This window comes from Paenibacillus sp. GQ49, assembly GCF_059759055.1.
In genome coordinates, this window is the sequence record NZ_JCAXEL010000018.1 from 62,836 (window position 1) to 85,651 (window position 22,816).

General features: G+C 44.7%; 23 protein-coding genes. 12 read left to right on the forward strand and 11 right to left on the reverse strand.

The features are described from left to right. Positions 1–102 precede the first annotated feature (102 nt). Both AC6CIF_RS24615 and AC6CIF_RS24620 read left to right on the forward strand, forming a co-directional pair. The gene (locus AC6CIF_RS24615) at positions 103–1,050 is read left to right on the forward strand and encodes an AraC family transcriptional regulator (RefSeq protein ID WP_036606012.1); all 948 of its coding nucleotides are present in this window, start codon (positions 103–105) and stop codon (positions 1,048–1,050) included. A 78-nt stretch (positions 1,051–1,128) separates the two neighbouring features. Further along, complete coding sequence (locus tag AC6CIF_RS24620) at positions 1,129–1,341, forward strand: hypothetical protein (RefSeq protein WP_498201903.1); 213 nt, start codon at positions 1,129–1,131, stop codon at positions 1,339–1,341. A 146-nt stretch (positions 1,342–1,487) separates the two neighbouring features. Here the strand turns inward: AC6CIF_RS24620 and AC6CIF_RS24625 are convergent, their stop codons facing one another. The 4 genes from AC6CIF_RS24625 to lpdA all read right to left on the reverse strand — a co-directional run bounded on the left by AC6CIF_RS24625 (position 1,488) and on the right by lpdA (position 6,468). After that, a complete protein-coding gene (locus AC6CIF_RS24625; protein WP_498201904.1) occupies positions 1,488–2,690 on the reverse strand; it encodes a DUF4317 domain-containing protein in 1,203 nt (400 codons plus the stop codon). A 364-nt stretch (positions 2,691–3,054) separates the two neighbouring features. Beyond that, positions 3,055–4,227 (reverse strand): ABC transporter permease, encoded by a 1,173-nt coding sequence (locus AC6CIF_RS24630; RefSeq protein WP_498201905.1) that lies wholly within the window; start codon positions 4,225–4,227, stop codon positions 3,055–3,057. After that, positions 4,211–4,843: a biotin/lipoyl-containing protein gene (locus AC6CIF_RS24635; protein WP_076215007.1), complete on the reverse strand. Its 633-nt coding sequence runs from the start codon at positions 4,841–4,843 to the stop codon at positions 4,211–4,213. The genes AC6CIF_RS24630 and AC6CIF_RS24635 overlap by 17 nt, the downstream gene beginning before the upstream one ends. Positions 4,844–5,064: 221 nt before the next feature. Continuing rightward, the gene (gene lpdA, locus AC6CIF_RS24640) at positions 5,065–6,468 is read right to left on the reverse strand and encodes a dihydrolipoyl dehydrogenase (protein WP_498201906.1); all 1,404 of its coding nucleotides are present in this window, start codon (positions 6,466–6,468) and stop codon (positions 5,065–5,067) included. Positions 6,469–6,667: 199 nt separating this feature from the next. On the opposite strand from lpdA, the gene AC6CIF_RS24645 reads away from it, so the two are divergent. Further along, positions 6,668–7,243, forward strand: coding sequence for a TetR/AcrR family transcriptional regulator (locus tag AC6CIF_RS24645; RefSeq protein WP_339786290.1), 576 nt, complete (start codon positions 6,668–6,670; stop codon positions 7,241–7,243). Positions 7,244–7,521: 278 nt separating this feature from the next. Beyond that, positions 7,522–7,725, forward strand: coding sequence for a putative holin-like toxin (locus tag AC6CIF_RS24650; protein WP_498201907.1), 204 nt, complete (start codon positions 7,522–7,524; stop codon positions 7,723–7,725). 96 nt (positions 7,726–7,821) lie between these two features. Here the strand turns inward: AC6CIF_RS24650 and AC6CIF_RS24655 are convergent, their stop codons facing one another. Beyond that, entirely contained in the window at positions 7,822–8,529 is a 708-nt protein-coding gene (locus tag AC6CIF_RS24655) for a DNA alkylation repair protein (RefSeq protein ID WP_498201908.1), read from the reverse strand. A 514-nt stretch (positions 8,530–9,043) separates the two neighbouring features. Between AC6CIF_RS24655 and AC6CIF_RS24660 the strand changes: the two genes are divergently transcribed. Beyond that, positions 9,044–10,207: a glycoside hydrolase family 27 protein gene (locus tag AC6CIF_RS24660; protein ID WP_498201909.1), complete on the forward strand. Its 1,164-nt coding sequence runs from the start codon at positions 9,044–9,046 to the stop codon at positions 10,205–10,207. Continuing rightward, positions 10,208–10,411, forward strand: coding sequence for a hypothetical protein (locus AC6CIF_RS24665; protein WP_498201910.1), 204 nt, complete (start codon positions 10,208–10,210; stop codon positions 10,409–10,411). It abuts the gene before it with no gap. Between the two features lie 2 nt (positions 10,412–10,413). On the opposite strand, the gene AC6CIF_RS24670 is transcribed toward AC6CIF_RS24665, so the two are convergent. Beyond that, the gene (locus AC6CIF_RS24670) at positions 10,414–11,223 is read right to left on the reverse strand and encodes an AraC family transcriptional regulator (RefSeq protein ID WP_498201911.1); all 810 of its coding nucleotides are present in this window, start codon (positions 11,221–11,223) and stop codon (positions 10,414–10,416) included. An 81-nt stretch (positions 11,224–11,304) separates the two neighbouring features. Between AC6CIF_RS24670 and AC6CIF_RS24675 the strand changes: the two genes are divergently transcribed. Further along, positions 11,305–12,840, forward strand: a complete 1,536-nt coding sequence (locus AC6CIF_RS24675; RefSeq protein ID WP_498201912.1) for a carboxylesterase/lipase family protein — start codon at positions 11,305–11,307, stop codon at positions 12,838–12,840. Between the two features lie 129 nt (positions 12,841–12,969). Here the strand turns inward: AC6CIF_RS24675 and AC6CIF_RS24680 are convergent, their stop codons facing one another. Continuing rightward, a complete protein-coding gene (locus AC6CIF_RS24680) occupies positions 12,970–14,313 on the reverse strand; it encodes a sensor histidine kinase (RefSeq protein WP_498201913.1) in 1,344 nt (447 codons plus the stop codon). After that, the gene (locus AC6CIF_RS24685) at positions 14,306–14,998 is read right to left on the reverse strand and encodes a response regulator transcription factor (RefSeq protein ID WP_340902105.1); all 693 of its coding nucleotides are present in this window, start codon (positions 14,996–14,998) and stop codon (positions 14,306–14,308) included. Before AC6CIF_RS24685 ends, AC6CIF_RS24680 begins: the two co-directional genes overlap by 8 nt. 159 nt (positions 14,999–15,157) lie before the next feature. Here AC6CIF_RS24685 and AC6CIF_RS24690 point away from each other — a divergent pair, with 159 nt between their 5' ends. Then, complete coding sequence (locus AC6CIF_RS24690) at positions 15,158–15,919, forward strand: TVP38/TMEM64 family protein (protein WP_498201914.1); 762 nt, start codon at positions 15,158–15,160, stop codon at positions 15,917–15,919. A gap of 41 nt (positions 15,920–15,960) precedes the next feature. Next, positions 15,961–16,539 (forward strand): GNAT family N-acetyltransferase, encoded by a 579-nt coding sequence (locus tag AC6CIF_RS24695; RefSeq protein ID WP_498201915.1) that lies wholly within the window; start codon positions 15,961–15,963, stop codon positions 16,537–16,539. Between the two features lie 191 nt (positions 16,540–16,730). On the opposite strand, the gene AC6CIF_RS24700 is transcribed toward AC6CIF_RS24695, so the two are convergent. Together AC6CIF_RS24700 and AC6CIF_RS24705 are read right to left on the reverse strand one after the other, a co-directional pair. After that, a complete protein-coding gene (locus tag AC6CIF_RS24700) occupies positions 16,731–17,897 on the reverse strand; it encodes a cobalamin-independent methionine synthase II family protein (protein WP_076253801.1) in 1,167 nt (388 codons plus the stop codon). A gap of 114 nt (positions 17,898–18,011) precedes the next feature. Continuing rightward, the gene (locus AC6CIF_RS24705) at positions 18,012–18,581 is read right to left on the reverse strand and encodes an SF0329 family protein (RefSeq protein WP_105602096.1); all 570 of its coding nucleotides are present in this window, start codon (positions 18,579–18,581) and stop codon (positions 18,012–18,014) included. 255 nt (positions 18,582–18,836) lie between these two features. On the opposite strand from AC6CIF_RS24705, the gene AC6CIF_RS24710 reads away from it, so the two are divergent. Then, positions 18,837–19,892, forward strand: a complete 1,056-nt coding sequence (locus AC6CIF_RS24710) for an ankyrin repeat domain-containing protein (RefSeq protein WP_498201916.1) — start codon at positions 18,837–18,839, stop codon at positions 19,890–19,892. A gap of 112 nt (positions 19,893–20,004) precedes the next feature. Here the strand turns inward: AC6CIF_RS24710 and AC6CIF_RS24715 are convergent, their stop codons facing one another. After that, complete coding sequence (locus tag AC6CIF_RS24715) at positions 20,005–20,979, reverse strand: tRNA dihydrouridine synthase (protein ID WP_498201917.1); 975 nt, start codon at positions 20,977–20,979, stop codon at positions 20,005–20,007. 384 nt (positions 20,980–21,363) lie between these two features. On the opposite strand from AC6CIF_RS24715, the gene AC6CIF_RS24720 reads away from it, so the two are divergent. Continuing rightward, the gene (locus AC6CIF_RS24720; RefSeq protein WP_076215046.1) at positions 21,364–21,570 is read left to right on the forward strand and encodes a DUF2536 family protein; all 207 of its coding nucleotides are present in this window, start codon (positions 21,364–21,366) and stop codon (positions 21,568–21,570) included. 283 nt (positions 21,571–21,853) lie between these two features. Continuing rightward, positions 21,854–22,732, forward strand: coding sequence for a GNAT family N-acetyltransferase (locus AC6CIF_RS24725; protein ID WP_498201918.1), 879 nt, complete (start codon positions 21,854–21,856; stop codon positions 22,730–22,732). Positions 22,733–22,816 lie beyond the last annotated feature (84 nt).

The window sequence follows — 22,816 nt, forward strand, 5'->3', positions numbered from 1 at the left end:
CGCTTTACTTATTCCATTGTACGCAGTAAAATAGTCTCAATCTAAGCATATTCATAACAAAACTGCGCAATTTCAATCATTTATACATAGGAGTCCTCGAAAATGCCCAAACCGAAGAAACCTGTCATTGAATATCGTCACTACAGCCTGCCCATTGATTTTCCTGTCCTGTTACTCAGTGGAGACCGCTGGAGAATATCCGATATCAAGAGTGAGCATCTTCATTTCCATAACCACATGGAGATTGGCATCTGTTATTCAGATGGAGGCATCATGGAGATTAAGGGAGAATCTGTGCCTTTTCGTGCAGGCGACATCACGTTCATTCCCCGATACCTTCCGCATACCACATACAGTTCGCCTAATAACGCCAGCCTGTGGGCTTATATCTTTTTTTCACCGGAAGAACTCTTCCGCCATTCGCTCAAAACAGCACAAACTCACATTGAACCGAATCTATGGGCGATTCAGGGAACCAATTGCATTCTGAATAAGGAACAGCATCCCAAAATTCATATGCTCGCAACTTCAATCGTTGAAGAAATGAAGCAGCAGTCCCCCTACTATCGGGAGAGCGCGTACGGCTTGTTGATGTCTCTATATATCGAACTGCTTCGAATTCATGCGAGCAGCGAACGCTTGTCATCTCAGGATCAGGAACGGGAACGAGACCTCCAAGGGGACTTGGTCATCTCACCTGCGCTGGAGTTTATCACCAAAAACTATATGATGCCTGTGACCATCGATTACCTCGCTGAACTGTGTCATCTGAGTACAACGCATTTTCGCCGCAAGTTCCATGAAATTATGGGAACCACACCGCTTGATTTTCTGAACAGTACCCGGATTGAAGAGGCATGCAAACGATTAAAAAGCACCGAGGCCTCCATTCTGTCTATCTCTGAGCAGGTCGGCTTCCGATCCATCTCCAGCTTTAACCGCTGCTTCGCCAAACTGATGGGCGAATCGCCTAAAGCCTGGCGCAAAGGCGCTCATACAGAAGCACAGTCTGCAAAAGCGTCGATATTGGAATTTACAGGGTGGGTATGAATTCACGTAGAACATCAATAAAAAGAAAATTATGAGTGGGCTTTCGCGTGGTCCAGACAGCTGGAGCTGGATTTCATCATGACGATGGAAACTGCGGCCCACTATTACGCGAAGGCAGGCGAGCCGTTACGGGCGCTATATTATTTTGAACGTATCCTCCAGATTGATTCGATTCGGGAAGATATTCATCGCCAGATCATCCTGTCGTATCTGGTGCTGGAGGAATTGCTCAAAGAGGAGCTTGGTTCCAGTCCGGCAGCGGATATCAAACAACTGTTGCGGCAGTCATGAAACAGCAAAAAAGCCCATGCCTTGGCATATTGAACTGCTCCTATCGTAGTCTTCTACGGTCTACTATGACAGGGAGCAGTTCATTGTTACTTTAGGCTTGGGCTTTTTGCAATATAGATGGACGTTCATTCGTCCTGGTCGGATGATTATTTTACATCATCATTGTCTAGATCATTTATAAGTTTTTCTGTATTAAGGGTAAAGCCTTCAATCACGACATCTTCGTCCACTTCAATCATGATGCAACGTCTGCCTTGATAATTCACCTGTTTCACATATCTCAGGTCTTGCGGGCTAACCGAAATCGTAGCAACCTTGGTCTCGATCTTAATGGACTTGGACGTAAACTTCGGCATAACACTTGTCGCCTTCATCTCATAGTTCTTGTTATCAACGATCGTTTCGAAGGCACGTTCTACTTTCTCCGTTGTCAGATCCTCTATACCGCTTGCGGTCAGTACACGTTCCAGATCTTTATAATCCAGCTTTGGAGGTTCTTCCTCATGGGACTCTTCGTTAATTTCGATAACTCGGTTGATCTCCTCGTATACATGTGCAATGGTGGCTGAATCGAGCTGTTCACCGGCCACTTCCTTCACGATATCTTCGAAGATCGCCCGTTCTTCCAGTGCGGTTACGGATCTTTCTCCATTCAGTACATTTTCAACAAAATGCGGATCCGGGAAATTGGATTTCCCTGTACAATACAGTACACGATTCACATCGGAGTAGTTGTCCGTTACGCTAGGGTACAAGAATCCTTGCTCTGGCGTGCTTAATTTGATAATCGGATCTACAATGATGTTGTATTTGAATTCTCTCTCCACGTAATCAAACAAGAGCGTTTTCCGCTGTTTCTCCGTGGAATTCACGCTGCACAGAATGAACGGATGAGCGAACACCTCATTCTTCTCACTCTCTTCCGTAGCTTCGTTTCTAGCCTTGGTCGGCAGATAATATTGTCCACGCACAAACGTAGCTACCATATCCCGCTCAAACTTCGTATCCACCAACATTCGATCCACGAGCAGCAGCATCAGATCCTGCCATTCATCCGGATCACCTGTGACCAGAGCCTGGTGAAGCAGTACCTGTGCCGGGTCCTCCGCCGCTTCCTGGAACTTCAATTCAAACAACTTCTGATCCAAATCACCTGTCAGCAATTTTTTAAAATTGCCCATGTACAGCTCTTGCTTCTCTCTGTCCACCAGTTCGAACGGGTGACGCTCCCAGTGATAGACCTCATTGGTTTCCTTCGTAATATACACGTTGAGAATATCGTAAATATTCAGTAGATCGTGATCGAGTTTAAACTGCTTGCGTATATGCGCGACTTCTTTTTTATTCATGATTCGTTAGACAACTCCCATAATAAATAATTTTATCTGTATGCAGCTCTATATCCTAAAAATCAGTGCTCCCTTGGAAGTTTTCATCTGAGCAGTAGGTCACAAATGGGCTCAGCTATGGAGTAGCTGGATCAAGCCGTTCTTGCTCTCCATTTCTGCACTCTCAGTGAGAAATTATATCATATAATGATGACGATTAATGAGAAACAATCTATGGTATTTCCCTCTTTATCACGATCCATTTTTGAATATGGAAAATAGCTCACCGTATGGGAGCACGAATGAGATTTAAAAAGAAAACAGAAAGACGCAACAGGAATGACTCCCGTGCGTCTTTTTTCGTTGTTTAACGATTCTTAAATAATTAATTACTGCTCGGCAATATATCCGCATTCAACAGGGGTGCTCTGCTGGAAGAAACTTTCCTTGTTTCCCGCAGAAACAGTAATCCCATGAACAAGGACACTCCGCCAATAATAATCAGCAATGCCCCCAACTCCTGACTGTAGGCTGTCAGCGCCCCGTCCCTAAACGCCATTCCACGAATCAGACGGTTAAGCCAGTTCATGGGTAATGCCCATGCGAACATTTGGAACGGTTCTGGGAACGCCAGTGGCGTTAGTTGAATTCCCGTAGCCAGAAAGGACGGATATAATACCAAGCTGGTCCGCAGATTGACTTTGGATAAGTCTTTGGCAGTGTATCCAATCAGCATACCCATGAGTGACAAAGCAAAAGCATAAACAACTAACGGAATGATAAAAAGATAAGGCTCTGCTTCAAACCGCATTCCCCCCACCTGCTTTAACAATCCATAAGATAGAAGCAGCGAAAGGGAACTCAACACAGCGTAAGGTACACTCCGAACCCATAGTTGAAAAGGTGACTTTCCGTTTGCAAACAGTTTCCCTTCCTGACGAAGCCGGGGTACAATTGAGCCCGCTGCACTTGTTGTAATCATCAATACTACGATATTCACAAATCCAAGCACCATAAAACCGACATAACTGGAGGTTGGATTAAACAGCATCCGCTGCTGAAGGGATAACGGTGACACGATTCCTTTAGCTGTCTCGGCATCCATCCCTTTTTGGACCAGACGTGTCATGGAAAGGGTCATATTTTCCGTCTGGATGATCTCCTGAATCGCAGTGCGAATACCGGTTAACCCCGAGGGCATCGTGTTATCCATCAAGATACCGATATTTGTCGATTTCCCTTGTTGTTGACGCAATCCTAACTGATTGGGAAGCATAATGACCGCTACAGCCTGCTCGTTGGCAAGCAATGTTTCAGGACTCATTCGGCTCGCATATACGCTTTTGACACTCATGTATTGTGACGCATTTATTTTGGAGATCAATTGCCGTGAATATTCGCTATGATCCTCATCAATGACCACAACTGGTGATTTATTAAGTTGATTCTGCGAGAACATTAATCCGAAAAATAAGGCTGCAATCATTGGCCCAATAAAAATTAGCTGTATATACTTACTGCCCGCGACGTACTTCCATTCGTCAATCAGTGATTTCATCAAGTTTCACCTCTGCCGTCATCCCCGGAAGCAAATCGGTATTCGAATCCATCGATATTCGGACCAGAAACATACTTAAATCGGCTTGCCCTTTTTCCCGTGACATTCGCAAGGTTGCGAACAGAGGAGCAGATGAGATAGAATTAACAGTTCCTTTCACCTGCATTGGCTGATCCAAATACGGAAAATGAACATCAATACTTTGATTCACTTCAAGCTGTTGAATTTCACTTTCCTGTATGTAAAGGTCGGTGTAATACGTATTCTTTTGTACAACTGCCAGCGGGACTCCTGCTTGAACTTGATCCCCCTTCTCTACATTAACTCGGTCAACCAATCCGTCATACGGTGCGAGTACCTCCTTATCTCCCTCCCCGGCTGATTTCACTTTGAAAAGCACCTCTCCCTCTCTCACGGAGTCACCTGCAGACGCGCCCGCCTCTGCAATCGCCCCAGGACTATTCTGATAAAACAATGTCGTTTGCTCTGCCTCAAGTATGCCTTGTTTCCGGCTCTCGGCCTGACTTACAGCATCCTTCCCTTTAACAGCCAAAAGTGAACCTCCAACAATGAGCACCATCGCAATTCCAATATACAAACCCGCTTTTATCTTCATTCTTTTATCTCTCCCATTCCCAATACTCGTGTATACAAGTTGAACTAAAAATATTTACACTGGACACTCCGATGACAGAACAACCTTCCGATCGCTGTTATCCCCAGATTTTTTGATTCCTTTTATAAAGGGTAAATCCAGTGATAAAGGCGAACGCTCCGCTTCTTCAGGTTCTTTCTGTCCTCTCCGTTTCGTGTAAATGTTTAGTTCAATTTATATAGTTAAATTTGCTGTGCACTTTTACTTTTCATCATCATTTTGGTGACTGCGTTCTCGGCTGCCTCCATGATCACTTCTCCCAAAGTCGGATGAGGATGAATCGTCATGGCCAGATCTTCCACGGTTGCCCCCATCTCGACCGCAAGTGCAAGCTCCGATATCAGTGTGGATGCCTCCACGCCGACGATTTGCGCGCCAATGACAATTCCTGAAGTCGGGTCAGCCACTATTTTCACAAAACCTTCGGTTTCCCTTAACGCCAATGCTCTTCCGTTGATTCCAAAAGAAGATTTTCCAATAATCACCGGAACGGCCTGTGCTTTGGCTTCCGTCTCACTTACCCCAACACTGGATAGCTCCGGTTCCGAAAAGACAACAAGCGGAATCACCTTGTAATCCACTTTGGAGGTAAGACCCGCAATGGCCTCTGCAGCTACTTTGGCTTCATAGGAAGCCTTATGAGCGAGCGCCGGACCGGCTGTAATATCTCCAATGGCATAAATGTGCGGGATAACCGTTCTGCACTGTTCATCCGTCTCAACCAGTCCCTTGTTTGTTACGGGCAAGCCTATGCGTTCCAGTCCTAACTGGCCGTCTGTATTGGGTTTCCTGCCGATTGTGACCATTACATATTCCGCTGTAACCTGATGCTGCTCCTGATTTTTTGAATAATGAAGTGTAATGGAATTCGCCTTGTGCTCCACCTTTTCGGCAATCGCTCCGGTTACGATCTGGATGCCGTCCGCCTTTAATTGTTTGACTACAGGGGCAGCAAGTTCCGCCTCGAATCCAGGCAATACTTGTGCGCCTCCCTCCAGAATCGTTACCTTGGTTCCGAATTTGGCATACATCTGTCCAAGCTCCACCCCAATATACCCTCCGCCGATCACAATCAGACTACTCGGAACCTCCTGTAGAGACAGTGCTTCAGTGGAAGATAAGATGCGACCTCCAACTGGAAATGCTGGCAGCTCAATTGGACGAGACCCCGTTGCCAGTATGAGGTTTTTATAAGAAATGCTTTGCTCCTGCCCAGCTTGCTGGATCATGGCTGTGTGCTCATCCACCAGACTGGCCTCTCCTTCCAGAATGTTCACACCCGCAGTCTTTAACAAATAGTGGACACCACCTGCCTGTTTATTCACAACCCCCTGTTTAAAATGCTGAACAGTCTTAAATGTCGCTGCCGCGTCAGCTTGATTGAACTGTCTAAACCAATCATAGCGATGCGATTCCGCAATTAAGGCTTTGGATGGTATGCAACCCACATGTGTACAGACCCCGCCGAGCTGTTTACGTTCAACAATTGCCGTTTTCATCCCCAACTGCGAAGAACGAAGCGCCGCCACATATCCACCTGGACCTGATCCAATAACTAACGTATCCACAGATTCAAGCTTGCTCATATTCTGATACCTCCCGATTTAAAGTCGATTTAAAATATGATGACCATAATATATTATAACCATCATATTTTAAGACCGTCAACAATCGTATTGGCCCTTTTGAAAATGAACAGATATCCAGTTACCAAATTGACAGGCTTTATTATGATGACTATAATATTTTAAAAAGCATAATGATGAAACTATGGAGTGAATGATCATGCCCTATCCCAAAGGACATAAAATAAAAGTACGAGGTAAGATTGTTGAGAGTGCGGCTCGAGCTTTTCGCACCAATGGTATCCAAGAGGTGAGTGTCCCGTTTATTATGAAGGGAGCTGGATTAACCCATGGAGGCTTCTATTCACACTTTGACAACAAGGAACAATTGGTTGCCGAAGCCTGTGAATATGCCATTAGTGATACCATTACACTTCTACAGAACGTGGCTGATCAGGAAGAGCAGAATTCCAAAATTAATAAAGTAATCGATTATTATTTGAGTCCGTATCACCGCGACCAAACGGAAATGAGCTGTATTTTCCCCGCCCTTTCCAGCGAAATATCCCGTTCGTCCGAAGAAGTTCGGCAGGTGTTCACCCATGAATTGGAGCGGATGATCACTTTTATCTCCAATCTGGCTGAGATCGATGTGTCCAGAGGTCGTGCACTGTTCAGTACAATGGTTGGCTCGCTTGTACTTGCACGCTCTGTTAGTGATCCTGAGCTTAGCGACAGCTTTCTCTCAGCGGGCAGGCAGCAGGCCAAAGAAATGGTTAAAAGGAACGATATGTAGCCTTGATGTTGCTATATGCTTATTATCTAGCTGTCAACAAAAAACACGCCTATAAATGGCGTGTTTTCTCTTATCTGTTTACAACTTAATAAATTCCATACTAGCCACCGTAACGCTCTTATCGCATATAAAGTACGAGGTCATTAACATTCCAAAACTTTTATAAAAACGAATTATTGTTCATCTATTAGCTCCAAGAAAAATATGGTATACTCACAGAGCAATGGAAAGGCTTATATGGGCGGTCGGCTAATCTCCCGGAAGGGAGGTGATGCCTTGTGACAGTATTTGAAGCGATTATGCTAATGCTTACCTTCGGTTCGCTGATTGTAGCGCTGCTGTCCAATAACACAAGTAGACCGCCCACCCTTGCAAAGGTTGCGGTCTACTTGATCGTGTATCCTCTTGTTAAGCCAACCGCCCTTAAAAGCGGCTATTGCGTCAGAGAGTCGTGTTACCGCACGGCTCTCTTTGCATTATAAGCTGTTTCTGTCCTCATTATAACATGGAGATTGTGGATTTCAATCCCACGATAACCATATGTTCCGTATGTTGAAACTGATGATACAGCAAAAATTTCAGCATCTTACATATTTACGCTTGAACCCCGTCCGCCCTTTATCCACTGCCTTTTGGATATTCTCAGAAGCATTCAGCAGCTTGCTCTTTGGCATGTCCTTGTTCACTTCGACAGTTCCCACAGCCTTGGCTATCTCCACCGCCTGATCGTGCAACGGTTGATAGGATGTTGCAACGGTATACAGGAAGTTGTTCATCGAATATTTCGTTCGTTCCGGAGATTCGTGAATCGTCTTTTTGACCTGTTCTAGCATCTCCATCAGTTTATTCTCCGAAAATTCAGCATCCTTTCGACTGCCGAGCAACCAACAGTAACAGCTCCATCCTGCTGACATTTTCAATTCATCTCCGCTGGCGATCCACTTATCCGAAACTTCTTGAGCAATATCCGTCTCCGCCAGCGTAACGGCAACGATGAAGTCAGAGATCATGTAAAAATACGCAGCATCAATCCAACGATCAAAATCGGCTTCCGTCATCGCTTGAGGATCGGCAATCACACCCGCAAAGTACATCGCATCATAATTCCCCGTTGCATATAGTTGCTCCGCCAAAGGTTGATCCTTTTTGATCCGCTTCGCCATTGGTTTCATCGCCCCGGTTGCCACGCCAAATAGCGGCTCATGCGCACCATTGGACAAGTAGATTTTTTTCGTTCGTTCTTTACCCAGCACTTCCAGCTCTTGCATCACTTCATCTAAATTCATTGCGCGACACTTCCCATCCTATCAATTATATATCTGATCCAATCAAACAGACACTTATGTTTAACGAAAAACCGGACAGGAACATCGCTCATTATCCTATTCGAACCATTCTGCCGCCCTACATAATCATTCTGGAGAGATTGTTACCTTTCTCATAGACTACCACTGGAGTATTTTCCCTAAAAGAACAGAATACTATTCAAATTTCCCTATGGCTCTGACAACCTGTTCGAGCATTATCACCGACCATAACATCTATACCATTGTTTCGCACAGATCCCTGAAAAGATAGATATAACTTCTTCGCAGACAGACATTTTTCCTTTCTTATGCTTCTACCGGCAACTTCTGATACCTGCCGAGAGCCTGATTGAAAGAGCTAATTCCACCAGCACAAGCAGAGCAACATATGTCCATGTCCAAGCAACGTTAAGCTATGGCGGGATACGTCGCTCATCGTTTATGTTCAGTTTAGTATTGTTAACCAAACCGAGATGAGGAAGGATGCGAGAGCATGAGCAACAATCAAGTGTTAGGCTTTGCCCCTGCCCTGGGCTGGAATTCGTGGAATACCTTTACGTGGGATATTAACGAACAATTAATTCGGGATGTCGCTGATGTGTTTGTATCGGAAGGTTATCTGGCTGCTGGCTACGAGTACATTGTCATTGATGATTGCTGGAGCCTGAAGGAACGTGATGCGAGCGGCAATCTGGTGGCTGACCCGGATAAATTCCCGAGTGGAATGAGAGCGCTTTCCGATTATATCCATAGCAAAGGACTAAAGTTCGGAATGTATTCATGCGTGGGTACACATACATGTGCCGGGTATCCAGGCAGCTTCGAGCATGAATTCCAGGATGCTGCCCTTTTTGCCGAATGGGGCGTTGATTATTTGAAGTATGATTACTGTTTCAAGCCGCGCCATATCTCAGGAGAGCTGCTGTACAAACGGATGAGCCTTGCGCTCAAAAACTGCGGACGCGATATCCTGTTCTCCGCCTGCAACTGGGGAGCCGACGACGTATACGATTGGATTCGGGAATCGGGCGCTCATATGTACCGCTCCACCGGCGATATCCGCGACAATTGGGATTCAGTGAAGGAACTTGCCCTGTCACAACTGGGAAAACAAAGCTACACCGGCTCCTTCTGCCATAACGACATGGATATGCTGATTGTAGGTATGTACGGTGGAAGCAACAATGATTATATTGGCAGCATCGGCGGATGCAACGACATCGAATATAAAACCCACTTCTCTCTCTGGTCCATCATGGGTTCCCCATTAATGATCGGATGTGACGTGCGTAAGGCTAACCAGATTACAAAGGATATTCTCCTGAATCCTGACCTGATCGCTATCAATCAGGATGTAGAAGCTCGCGGAGCTTACCGCATTAAACCAGAACCACAATGGTTTCACACAGACGATGTATTTATGCTGGTGAAGGTACTCACAGATGGTGATCTGGCTATTGGCTTCTTCAACCTGAGCGACAGCCAGCGGGAATTGTCTTTGCAATTTTGGGATATGGGTCTGCCTTACGCTGCCGGTTATGCTCTGTCCCTGTATGACTGCTGGGAACATAAAGAGCTTGGTGTGTTCCGTGAACGCTTCGCTCCCGTTGTCGCAGCACATGATTGTTTAATTGTGCGTGCCAAACTGGTGAAATAGATGACTCAACATCGCCTGTGCACCTCCTGTCAGGTTCCGCTCTCTTCAGACGATGTGGGCATCTACCTCAAATTGATCTCGCGCCCTGCCCAGCAATTTCTGTGCATCGATTGTATAGGAGTGAAGCTTAACTGTGGACGTGAGCCTATTGAGAAGCTGATCCGTTATTTCCGAGAGTCTGGGAACTGCGCCCTGTTCCGTTAACGTTATGCCTTTGTCGGGTGCAGCATCATGAACGATGTTGGCGTGTGTGAAGTTGCTTTCTTGAATACTTTGGAAAAATATAACGGGTCATTGTAGCCGACAGAATAGGCTACCGATTGAATCGGTAGATCCGACGTCTTCAGCAGTTCACAGGCGCGTCCGATTCGGCAGGATGTAATGTACTCCAAAACAGACTTGCCGGTTGCTGCCTTAAACAGACGAAACAAATAACTGCGCTCCAGATTAACTGCCTTTACAATCTCGGTGACGGTCAATGTCGGCTTCCAGTAGTTCTGCTCGATGTACTTTCTCGCCAGCCAAACATAATCCTTGGCGTCTACCTGCGGCTCCTTCGGATAATGTTCCATATAGTAGGAGAGCAGCAGACGCAAACGCGCATCCGCCCGTAGTAATTCATAGGATGATGCACCCGCGTTCCAGGCAAGGTGGAAAAAAGGCTGCAGTGTCTCCGGCGACACCGTCACCACGGGTTGTATCTCTGAGAGCTGTGTCAGCCCCAGCATCCGCCCGGCATCCTCACCGCTAAACTCCACCCAGACGTACTCCCATGGATCTTGCGGGTCTGGATAATAGTAAATTTCCTTTTGCGGAAATATGATAAAGCTTTCCCCCGTAACGAGCCGAAAAACGTGGCCGCCCGTCTCCAGCGTCCCTTGGCCGCGGATAACATAGTGCAGCGCATAAACGTCACGTACGCCTGGCCCCCATTGGTGAGCGTTGGCTGGTTTGTGACCACCGCTGATAAAATACAAATTACTGGCTCTACTGCTCTCATGCCAAATCGGATTCAACCTTGATTCCCCCTTTCTAATGCCACGTTGATCAGATGTTCGGTAATGCTTACACGCTAAATCCAGAGAGGAGAATGTTGTATGCTTAGAATGGTTACGGTAGAACATGGACAAGTGCAAGGACTGCCCGCGGCGGACCCGCGGATTACCAGCTTCAAGGGAATTCCTTTTGCCGCACCTCCTGTAGGTGAGAAGCGCTGGCGAGCTCCGCAGCCGCAGTCGAACTGGGAAGGTGTACTGCAAGCATTTGATTTTGCCCCCATCTCCATGCAAGCCCCAACAGTCATAGATGATAACAATATCTATACCCGCGAATGGGCCGTTGATCCCGACCTGCCCATGGACGAGGATTGTCTGTATCTGAATGTCTGGACACCAGCCAAGCGCACGGACGAGAAGCTGCCTGTTTTTGTCTGGTATTTTGGCGGGGGCCTACAAGTCGGCCATACGGCCGAAATGGAATTTGATGGTGAGCGAATCGCTCGTAGAGGTATTGTCGTTGTGACGATTAATTATCGGCTTAATGCCTTTGGCTTCCTGTGCCATCCTGAGATTAGTGCCGAATCCCCCCATGCACCCGCCAACTTTGGTCATCTCGATCAGCAAGCAGGTACCCAGTGGGTCAAACGCAACATTGCCGCCTTTGGCGGTGATCCAGACCAGATCACCATCGGCGGACAGTCGGCAGGCGGAGGAAGTGTACTCAGCCAGATGACCTCTCCGCAAAATAAAGGCTTGTTCCAGCGAGCCGTCATCATGAGCGGTATAGCTACCGAGTTGTACCCGAAGGTCCGCGTGCCTTCTGTCCGTTCCACACTAAGGGATGCAGAGCAAGCAGGGGTTGAGTTTTTCGGCTTCCTGGGCGTATCTTCCCTGACTGAGGCGAGACAACTGGAAGCTGAATATCTCCGTGACAAAGCACTCGAATACAAAAGCTTCTGGGGAACCGTCATCGACGAACAATTCTGCGCAGGCGATCCGTTTACTCGTTTTGTTCAGCAGGAGCGCGAGGCGATACCCGTAATGCTGGGGCATACGTCTTCTGAATTTTGGACCCGTCCCGCCGCAGCCAATCTGGAAGAACTGAAGCAGATGGCTGTGGAGTTGTTTGGCGAAGATGCTCCTGCCTTTTTACAGCTATGTGAGGCTGATACCGAACAAATCGAACATGCTTTGCAACAAGCATCGGTCCGCATGATCCAACATGCCATTCTGCTCGCCATCCGCGCGAACAGCGGTCATCCGTCTGAAACGCCTCTCTACTATTATAACTTCGACGCCGAGATTCCGGGCTGGGATCAGCCAGGCACTTTTCACTCCGTCGATCTGTGGTTTTTCTTCGAAACACTTGCCAAATGCTGGCGGCCTTTCACAGGCAAGCATTATGATTTGGCTCGCCAAATGTGTAATTATTTATCCAACTTTATTGCTACAGGTGACCCAAACGGCTCGGACTCCACCGGAAAGCCGATGCCTCATTGGATTCCTTGTACTACGGAACAGCCGTATCTCATGGAATTCGGCGATCAGGCTCAATTACAGCAGGCTGAGCCCGGACCGATGCTCGCGTTTTTAATTGAACAATATTTCAAGAAACAGAATGCACCTGTTGTTTAAAACATGAGGCTTGCCCTCTCGCGATATATGTAAGATCCATGCTGTTGCATGGCTCTTTTTGTATAGTGTGAATGGTAAAGCGAAGTTCATTCGCCTATACCTATTTAACGCATCATTTCAAGAGATCCATTATATATGAGTCTGTGTTGGTTTGTTGAAGATGACAGGTAGCTTAATCTGTAGCGAAAAGGTATCTTCTTCCTCCGACACCGTCAACGTCCCGTTGTGCTGCTGGATCATTTTCTGACAACTAACGAGCCCGATTTCATTGCTATCTTTCTTTTTGCCAACATGTTTAATCTTATTCTCCACCCCAAGAATGACCCATTGTTGCTTCAAAGAAATCTGGATATGAACGGGATGCACTGGATCGGCGTATTTTCGAATATTTGAAAATATGTTATCCATTACGCGACGCATGGCGACCAGATTGATTTCCAGCAAAAACTCCTCATGATGAGCATCTGTCTGAACCTGCACATCTATATCGTCCAAAACCACTAATTGCTCATCTATAAGTTGATCGATAAGCGCTCTGCCCTCATACATCTCAAATTCTACTTCCTCTTCTTCAGCGGCAGAGGATACCGTAAAATATTCGAATAGTTTGTCTGACAGCACTTTGATCTGATAGGCCTTCTCCCGGCTATTATGAATATACTGCAACAGATCCTCATGTGTCTTATATTTGTTGAGCTCTATGATATCCATATATCCTAATAGAATCGTGAGTGGCGTTCGCAAATCATGGGAAATCGCCGTGATCAATTCACGGTTGGCCATCCTGACCCTCTCCTCGCTGTCCAGCCGCTCCACAAATGATTTCCTCATCTCATCAATACTCTGGGCCAGAGATGACAGTTCATCCTTTCCCGATATCGTGATCGAATAATCTAAATTTCCACCTTCGAGTATTTTGATCTCTTGTTCAAGCACGCCAATATAAGATGTTTTCTTATTAATCATCAGTAGAAAGGAAACAATGAACACAATGGCCGCTATGAAAACACCAATAATCAGAATGAGGTTGTAATATTGATACTCATAAAAGCTAACCAAGTAAATCTGGGCATCCTGATCTGCAAAATGGATGGTGGTGATGGGTATTTTCGATGGCACGAATTGAGTTAACAACTCTTCATTAATGGCAGGATCAATCTCCGTGTTGGAGGAAAATATCAATTTGTCTTTTGCAAAAATATACAGATTTAAGTAGCGCTCATGTCTTATCCAAGCAGACAATTCCTCATGATCACGGGTTGACACGTTCTGGTTATTCACAAATGCTTCGAATCGATCCAGCGCATCTTGCTGCCTGTTCTCTACAAAAGTGGATTTGCTTAAATAACTATCCAATACAGTCTCGCCAACAACTTGTAAAATAACAAGTGCACTTATGGAAATGACCAAAGAAATGATAACCGCCAGAACCAGTTTAATCTTCAGCTTTTTTCCGATTAATAATCTATTCAATTTTGTACCCCTTCCCCCAAACGGTCTTCACATATTTAGGGTTCTGCGGGTCATCCTCCAGTTTGCCTCTCAAGTTACGAATATGAACCATGACCGTGTTATTACACGTATAAAAGTAGGGTTGCCCCCAAACACTCTCATATATATTTTCTGCCGAGAATACCTTTCGTCGCTTCTTAGCCAACAGCAGCAAGATCTGGTATTCAATTTCAGTTAGAGCAATCTCCTTCTCTCCAACAAACACGGCTTTTGAATCCTGATGGACGGTAAGATCCTTAACGATAATTTGGTCCTGTTCTTCGGTCTTCTCCTTGCCCCGATATACATAATACCTCCGCAGCAGAGCCTTCACCCTCGAAACAAGTTCTGTATAGGAAAAGGGTTTGGACAAAAAGTCATCACTGCCTGAGGAAAAGGCCAATTGTTTGTCAGAATCCTGCGTTTTCGCCGTGAGAAACAGGATCGGTGCGCTTGTTTTTTCACGAATCTCCAGACACGCCTTCAGCCCCGATTTATTGGGCATCATCATATCCAAAATAATGAGATCCGTCTCTTCGTTCACTTTATCAATCGCATCTTGACCATCTATTGCTTCAAACACTTCATAATTCTCACTCTCTAACAAAATCCTTACAATTTCACGAATTTCACTGTTATCATCAGCAATTAGAATTTTCTTGCTCATCTGATCCCTCCGTCTAATTTCAGTATAATATGCGCTATTAGCGACTACCAGCAAATACAATCGACTTAAGAATTCTTCAGAAGTTATGTAGGTATCTCTTAATAATTTCGTCTTATACTGTAAATATGTAGAAGTTATTACACAAAGGGGTCGTCAGGAATGCCACAAACTTCGAAAAAAGTAATGATTAACATATTGTTGGGTCTGTTCATCATGTTGTCCATTGGTCTACTGGTGTATTATTCTCCTGCCCTTATTAAAATCATGTCTTCCATGGACAACTTCAGAGCGTATATTCATTCAACAGGCCATTGGGGTCCGGTCATGTTTATTTTATTCCAGATTCTTCAGATCGTGGTTGCACCTATTCCAGGAGAAGTGGTACAGGTTGCAGGCGGTTATATCTATGGGGTTACAATTGGGTCCTTGTATACTACAATAGGCTTGATTATAGGCTCAGCGATCGCCTTTTATTTCACCCGTTATATCGGTCGCGCCTATATTTCACGACTAATGCAAAAGAAAAATAATAAGTGGATGTCGTTAATTCATGATGAGAAGAAGTTCTCCGCATTTTTATTCATCTTTTTTGTAATTCCCGGCTTACCCAAAGACATGCTTGTATTTGTCGCCGCACTTACATCGATTAGTTCGTTTAGGTTCTTCACGATCCTTATCGTTGGTCGTCTGCCGTGGATCATCGCATCTACCGTTATAGGGTCCACGATTCATATGCAACAATACACAATCGCCATTATTATTTCTGTTATCGCTGTAATCGGGTTTGTACTCGGTTATATCTATAGGGAGAAATTGGTGGGATTGTTCTCCCGGTCAGACAGTACCAAAGCCAAACCCAAGGCTATACCCAGTTATAGTACGAATAGGGAGTCTCGTAAAATAAAAAGAGATACAACATGAACATAGCCAATCTATTGATATGAAAACCGGAGGTATATCTTATGCAAACAATTGAAACCAATCGATTAATCCTGCGAAATTTCACCGTAACGGACGCAGCCGGACTGTTGGAATACACAACAAATCCCAGAGTGAATTGTTTTATGGATCAAAGAATTTCAACATTGGAAGATGCGGCGGCAGAGGTCACAAAAAGAAGCAGTGACGATTCCCACATCGCGGTCTGCCTGAAAGACAGTAACGAGTTGATCGGTGAGCTGTTTGGTATGAGGGAAGATCGAGATTCCGATACGGATAAGGATTCGAATTCAGATACGTATAGTATTGGTTGGAATTTTAATGGCAGATTTGAAGGGAAAGGATACGCAAGTGAGAGCGCCAGTGCTTTCATCGAAAATCTCTTTATGGAACAGGGAATAAGAAGACTGTACGCCTATGTCGAGGATGATAACTTCCGTTCCCAGAAACTGTGTGAGAAGCTGGGCATGCGCCGGGAAGGTCTTTTTTTGGAGTTCATTTCATTTGTCAAAAATGAGGACGGCACACCGAGATACGAGAATACGTATCAATATGCTTTGTTGAAAAAGGAATGGCTGGCACAGCGTGAATTACAGAAATAAAGAATGACATGCCTCATCATTAGTTTAAAAAAGTTATAGAAATGAGAACGTACCTATACGTACGTTTCACAACAAATACGGCGGCTTCTCCCTGGATAGATTCCAGAGGGAAAGTCGCCGTTCTATTATCGCACAGAACACTATTGATCGAGCAATGTGTTTATAAGGTCACAATATATTCAGCTTAAATCCTAGACGGTGCTGCCCCAATATTGCTTTGCAATCTTCTGCCCTTGATCAATCTTCGCCCATTGCTGAGCTTCGCTTAATTCGTTTCCGCCATCACAGGATGCAAAGCCGCATTGGTGAGACAGCAGCAGCCGATCCTTATCGATGATTTTGGAAGCTTCGTCCAGCAAACGGACAACGCGCGCTTCATCATCGAGTGTACTCGTTTTGGATGACAACAGACCCAGTACAATTTCCGTTTCAGGTCTGTCCTTGAACACTTCCAGAGCTTCAATTGAACCCGCACGATCATCATCCCACTCCAGGAAGAAACGATCATACTTCAATTGCTTCAGAAAAAGATTTGCAATTTTGGCATACGATCCACCACCCATGTTGCGGGAATCATAATTGCCGCGGCAGTTATGTGTCCACATTTTCAAGCCAAGGCTATGACCAAAGTCAATCACGGTATTATTAATATCAATGAATTCGGTAGCGAGACCCTTTACTTCATCTTGATTAATATTTTCCCCTGTAAACGGAGAGTTCGGGTTGTCGTCTGCAAACAGCTCCCACAAGCAATCATCGAATTGCAGAATTTTACCGCCCACTGCAGCGAATTCCTCCACAAATTCCTTATACGCGATCACAAGACCCTCTTTGAGCTCCTGTATGTTTTGATATACAGCATCCGTACCGCCAATGTTATCTGACCAGGAAAGCTCACCGAAGATATGGGAAGGCGATGGTACACAAAGTTTCGTTTGTTGCTCGCCAGCTGTGTCTTGCAGTTGTTGGAACAGTTGAATGAAATGATGGTTCTTTCCACTCAATTTATCAGTGATGCGCAGTCCAATATCTTTGCGTGTTTCATATTTCGAAGTTCCATCCACATCTCTGAAAAAATAGCCGTGATCCGCGATGTAACGCTTCACTCCGCCAAATCCCCATACAAAGTCCAGATGCCACATCGATTTGGAAAATTCGCCATCGGTAACCACGGACAAGTTATGTTCGATTTCCTTTGCGACAACTTGTTTGATTGCCTCTGTCTCACACTTCTCATATCCTTCGTAGTTTTCATAGAACGGATATTGGATATCATCATTATGTTCAATTTGTGTTTTATATTTCAGCAGCTCATCCGGCCGCAATAAACTTCCTACGATCTGGAACTTATCAGTCATGTAAAAAACCCCCTCGTTGTATACAATGATCATATCACGCTGAGAGCAGTTAGAAGGGATACTTAAAAACCATAACTGGTTATAGTTAAAAGCTATATCAAATGTTATTCAATTTCACACCGTACGACGACGCAGTTCATAAAAATATTGTACCGCTGGATGCTTTAATTTGACCTGCTCCGACATGTTCAGAATTCGTTTTTTGCCAACTCGTCTGTCCATTAAAGCCAGAATATTAAACAAGATATCCTTGCTCTCCAGATTATCCTCTATAGAAGTTGATAAATACGTCGTAGCTGCAACGGTAAAATTGGATTTACTAAGTGCGGTCTGAGCCAGCAAAAGCTCTTTGGCATGTACGGAGATTTTTCTGCTTCTTGCCATGACTTGAAGACGTTCCTCGGGAATGGGTCCTTTGGAATCTTTTCGAATAGCTTCAATCTCTTCATCGCTCACGGGAATCATGATCTCCGGGTCGCTCTTGATCTCCTGCTCTGTCTGATACCATCGTATTGGGGTTGTTGTATCACTCATGTTGAGTACATTCTTTTTATCTACAGTAATATAACAATTGCCTGATTTATCAGGTGAATAGCGATAGCTGGTAGCACGGTACTCCACCCTTCCAACTAACGCGGGACTAAGAAAACTCTCCAGTTGTTGCTTCAATTTGCTCCAGGACATATATCCTCCTATTATCAAAAGCCTACCGCATGAATTGCGGCGATCATTTTAAATATTTTTTTCATCCAATCTCCAATATCAACATTCACCTCAAATTATATCACAGCCAAACAAATTGATGATGGAAGAAACCCAGTTATTGGTTTTAAAAAACCCTATGTGATAAAATTGCAGAAAATTATCTACTTACTATTAAATCGTCATAGCCTACCATTGGAACATACGTTGTTATTCACAAAGGAGAGGAAGAGTGTAATGGCTACGAAGAAGGCAACCTTACCTGCTCATATGGAAAAACTCGTTAAAGATAATGATATCGCTACCGTAAAAGAGGTTTTCGAGCAATGCGAATGGGATGCCCGCGGGGGCTACAGCAAAGGTACGGCCCTCAGCTTTCGTCAAATATCGGATGAAGTGGTCCGCTGGCTGGTAGCGCAAGGGGCAGATATTAATGCACGCGACAAATATCAACGCACGCCTTTACATGCCCATGCCTCACACTGGTCAGGAAATGTACCCCTGTTCCTTGAATTAGGTGCAGATCTGGACGCTGTGGATTACCAAAATGAAACACCGTTACATGCAGCAGTCAGTGGGTATAGAACCAAAGTGGTTCAAGAGTTGGTAAACCAAGGCGCTACGATTAACGTAGAAAATAAACAGGGAAATACGCCATTAGCTAAGGGGTTAGCCAATTGCAGGAATAGCGATATAGTCAGTATGTCGAAGATTTCAGCGATTCTGCTGGATGCTGGTGCAGCAGTCACCCCCGATATGAAAGAATCGGTGAAGCGGATCGGTAAGGATTTTGAATTCGTCCGTGAGAAGTTCAATAAGGACAAGGTCGATGAAGTTTCAGACGCGCTGATCAAACTGTACCAGTTATTTGATGTTGAGCCGGTAGCGAATCGGATCATGCACGATGGGACTACCCCCATTCAGGTAAAGGCAACCACCTGGACCAAACAGCACCAAGAGCTGTGGGAATATCTCATTCCGGCTCAGGGCCACGCTCAAACGGTGCAGGGAGAGGTCATCCGCATCACAGGGCGTGTGTCCCATGAAGTATTGGATAATGGCGGAGGAAACTGGGATGCGGAGTATCGCAAGATGCTGGATGCACTGATTCGTCACCTGGGCTCTGGTACGCCACTCGCCCCGGCACTGCTCCAAGAGGCAGCAGACTTGGTCAGCAGGCTTCGCAATGGATACGATTTTGATGCGCCTGCCAGATTATCCGAGTTGGCTGTGTTATGGGTGCTTGCCAATCCTCAGCCGGTGGCTATGGAGAAGCCTGCGTATACGCGTTAAACAACAAAGCAAAAAAAGAAGCGGAAGAGTTACCGCTTCTTTTTTGCTGTTAAATCTAACTGAATCATACTCCATATCCATGATTACAACGATTCGTTTTCTTCGTCTTACTCTACTCCGCCTGTTCATTACTTTCAAACTCATCGAGCAATTCACGTACTTTAGAAGTCGTTTTGGCGTTCATCAAGCTGTTTCTCAGCTCACTAGCACCGCGGAAGCCACGAACATAGATTTTGAAAAAACGGGCCAGCGGGCTGAACGAACGCGGTTCAAGCTCGGAATATTGATCATGGAGATCCAGATGTAGCCGTAGCAGATCAAGCAATTCCTCACTGCTGTGTTCCTTCGGCTCCTTCTCAAAAGCAAATGGATTCTGGAAGATACCGCGTCCAATCATAATACCATCCACACCATATTGCTCAGCGAGTCTCAGGCCTGTTTCACGGTCAGGAATATCCCCATTAATCGTCAGCAGTGTATTAGGAGCTATCTCATCACGAAGTTTCTTAATCTCCGGAATCAGTTCCCAGTGAGCGTCTACTTTGCTCATTTCTTCTCTCGTACGCAAGTGAATGGACAGATTCACAATGTCCTGTTGCAAAATATGGGTCAACCAGTCGCGCCATTCGTCGACCTCAGTAAATCCAAGACGCGTTTTTACACTGACCGGCAGCCCCCCGGCTTTCGCCGCCTGAATAATCTCCGCCGCAAGGGCTGGCCGGCAGATCAAGCCGCTTCCTTTTCCATTCTCCGCAACATTCGCTACAGGACAGCCCATATTAATATCGATGCCTTTAAAGCCTTCTTTCGCCATACCAATGCTCATCTCACGAAAGAATTCCGGTTTATCTCCCCAGATATGAGCCACAATCGGCTGTTCATCCGCTGTAAACGTCAACCGTCCACGCACACTATGGTGCCCCTCCGGGTGACAATAACTCTCTGTGTTCGCAAACTCCGTAAAAAACACATCCGGTCTGCCCGCTTCACTTACGACATGCCGAAACACAACATCCGTCACATCTTCCATCGGTGCCAGTATAAAAAATGGTCGTGGCAATTCACGCCAAAAGTTTTCCTTTGTCATCTCAAAAGCTCCTCTATACATTCCAGGACAGTCTTTGTCCTCATTAATAGTTAAAATAGTAAAACTCGTAACTCATGCATCTGCTTGCTATCATTTACATGATCATTCGTTTTTTTGTTGCAATTCACATTATGGTGTCCTAGCTTCTTCACTTATACCATGCAACTGTAACTTCGTTCAAACAGCAGTATCTGTTATTACTTCCATTTGATCTTCAGATTATTGAACGTTCGATGATCTCAAAATTGCCTTTTCCCGATTTTATCACGTCTTTATTAGATTTTCAGCCCGATTGCACTTGCCGAACTGGAAAAGCTCCTCTAAAATGAAGCTCGACAGGCTTTTAACCTGCAAATCGAGATTTTAAGGAGGCCTGAATTATATATGGAAATTTCACTGGATATGATTAAAGATAAAGTCGAATGCTTGCAGGCTTATGACTTCCGTGAACTGGAACGAGCGATCGAAGAACGAATCGGAATGAACAAAGCATTAATGCTGCGCGTGAAGCAAGTTCAACATCAAGTAACGTTTGACCCTTTTCGCAACAAGATGTTATATAGTGCAATCGTGCATTTTAACGTAGATTAATGGACCAAGATTTTCAATAGTGAAAAACAGTTCACTGACGCAATTGCATTTAAGCATATCCGATAAAGCATGCAAAAAAGAAGACGCGAATTCGCTCGCGTCTCTTTCCATATCTAACTCCATTTTCTCTTATTACAAATCTTGCTTAACCAACACCGCCAGATTTGTTTAAACGTGTTGTTAAAAGAGGATTTTTGTCACCTGCAATCATATTTTACATAGTTAAATCCAGAATCGTATCACTATACAAACAGTCATTTTTGAGGATTAAGGGGGTAATACCATGCAAGAATTAATATTTATGAAGAATTATAAAAACAATGAAGTACTGCGCAAGAGTTTTTTCGAGCTTGCTGTCAACACGTTTGAGATCAATTTTGAAGATTGGTATCGACAAGGATACTGGGGCGAGCGTTACATCCCTTATTCATATGTCGATGGAGACCAGGTTATTGCCAACGTTTCTGTTAACATCCTTGAGCTCATCATTCACGGCGAGAAGAAAAAAGCGATTCAAATCGGCACGGTGATGACACATCCTGATTATCGGGGGAAAGGACTCTCTACACGTTTAATGAACAAAGTTTTAGAGGAATACAAGAACAAGTACGATTACATGTACCTTTTTGCCAATGAATCGGTGCTTGATTTTTACCCCAAGTTTGGGTTCAAGCCTGTGGAAGAACATCTTTTTTCAATGGATTATACGGCAAAAAAATCACCTGAGCCTGCGAACGTTCAGAAACTTGATTTTACTAACGCGGAGGATCTACGTCTTATTCAAAAATTTGCATCGGAAAGATTACCTGTTTCTCGCCATTTCGCAACCCATCATGCTCAAGGAATACTCATGTTTTATTGCCTGAATGTCTTTAGTGATGATATTTATTACTTGGAAAACGAAAACGTCATTGTTATTTATCAGAAAGAAGACAATCATATTGAGCTCTTCGACGTTATTAGCTTAAAAGAAATGAATATGAAAGATATCTTGGATAAGATTGCAGATGAAGATACGGAGAAAATAACCTTTCATTTCACTCCAGATGATCACGGTCTTGATCTAAAAAGTTCGATCACCAATGAAGGTTTATTTGTAAGAACCCATGGTGAACATCTCTACCCTCTGCACGTTAAACATCCGATTACATCTATTGCTTGATGATTTATTTAATAAGACCTACCACCTGACCATATTAAAAAAAGATCAAAAAGGAGCAGGATTTCCCTGCTCCTTCGTTATGTG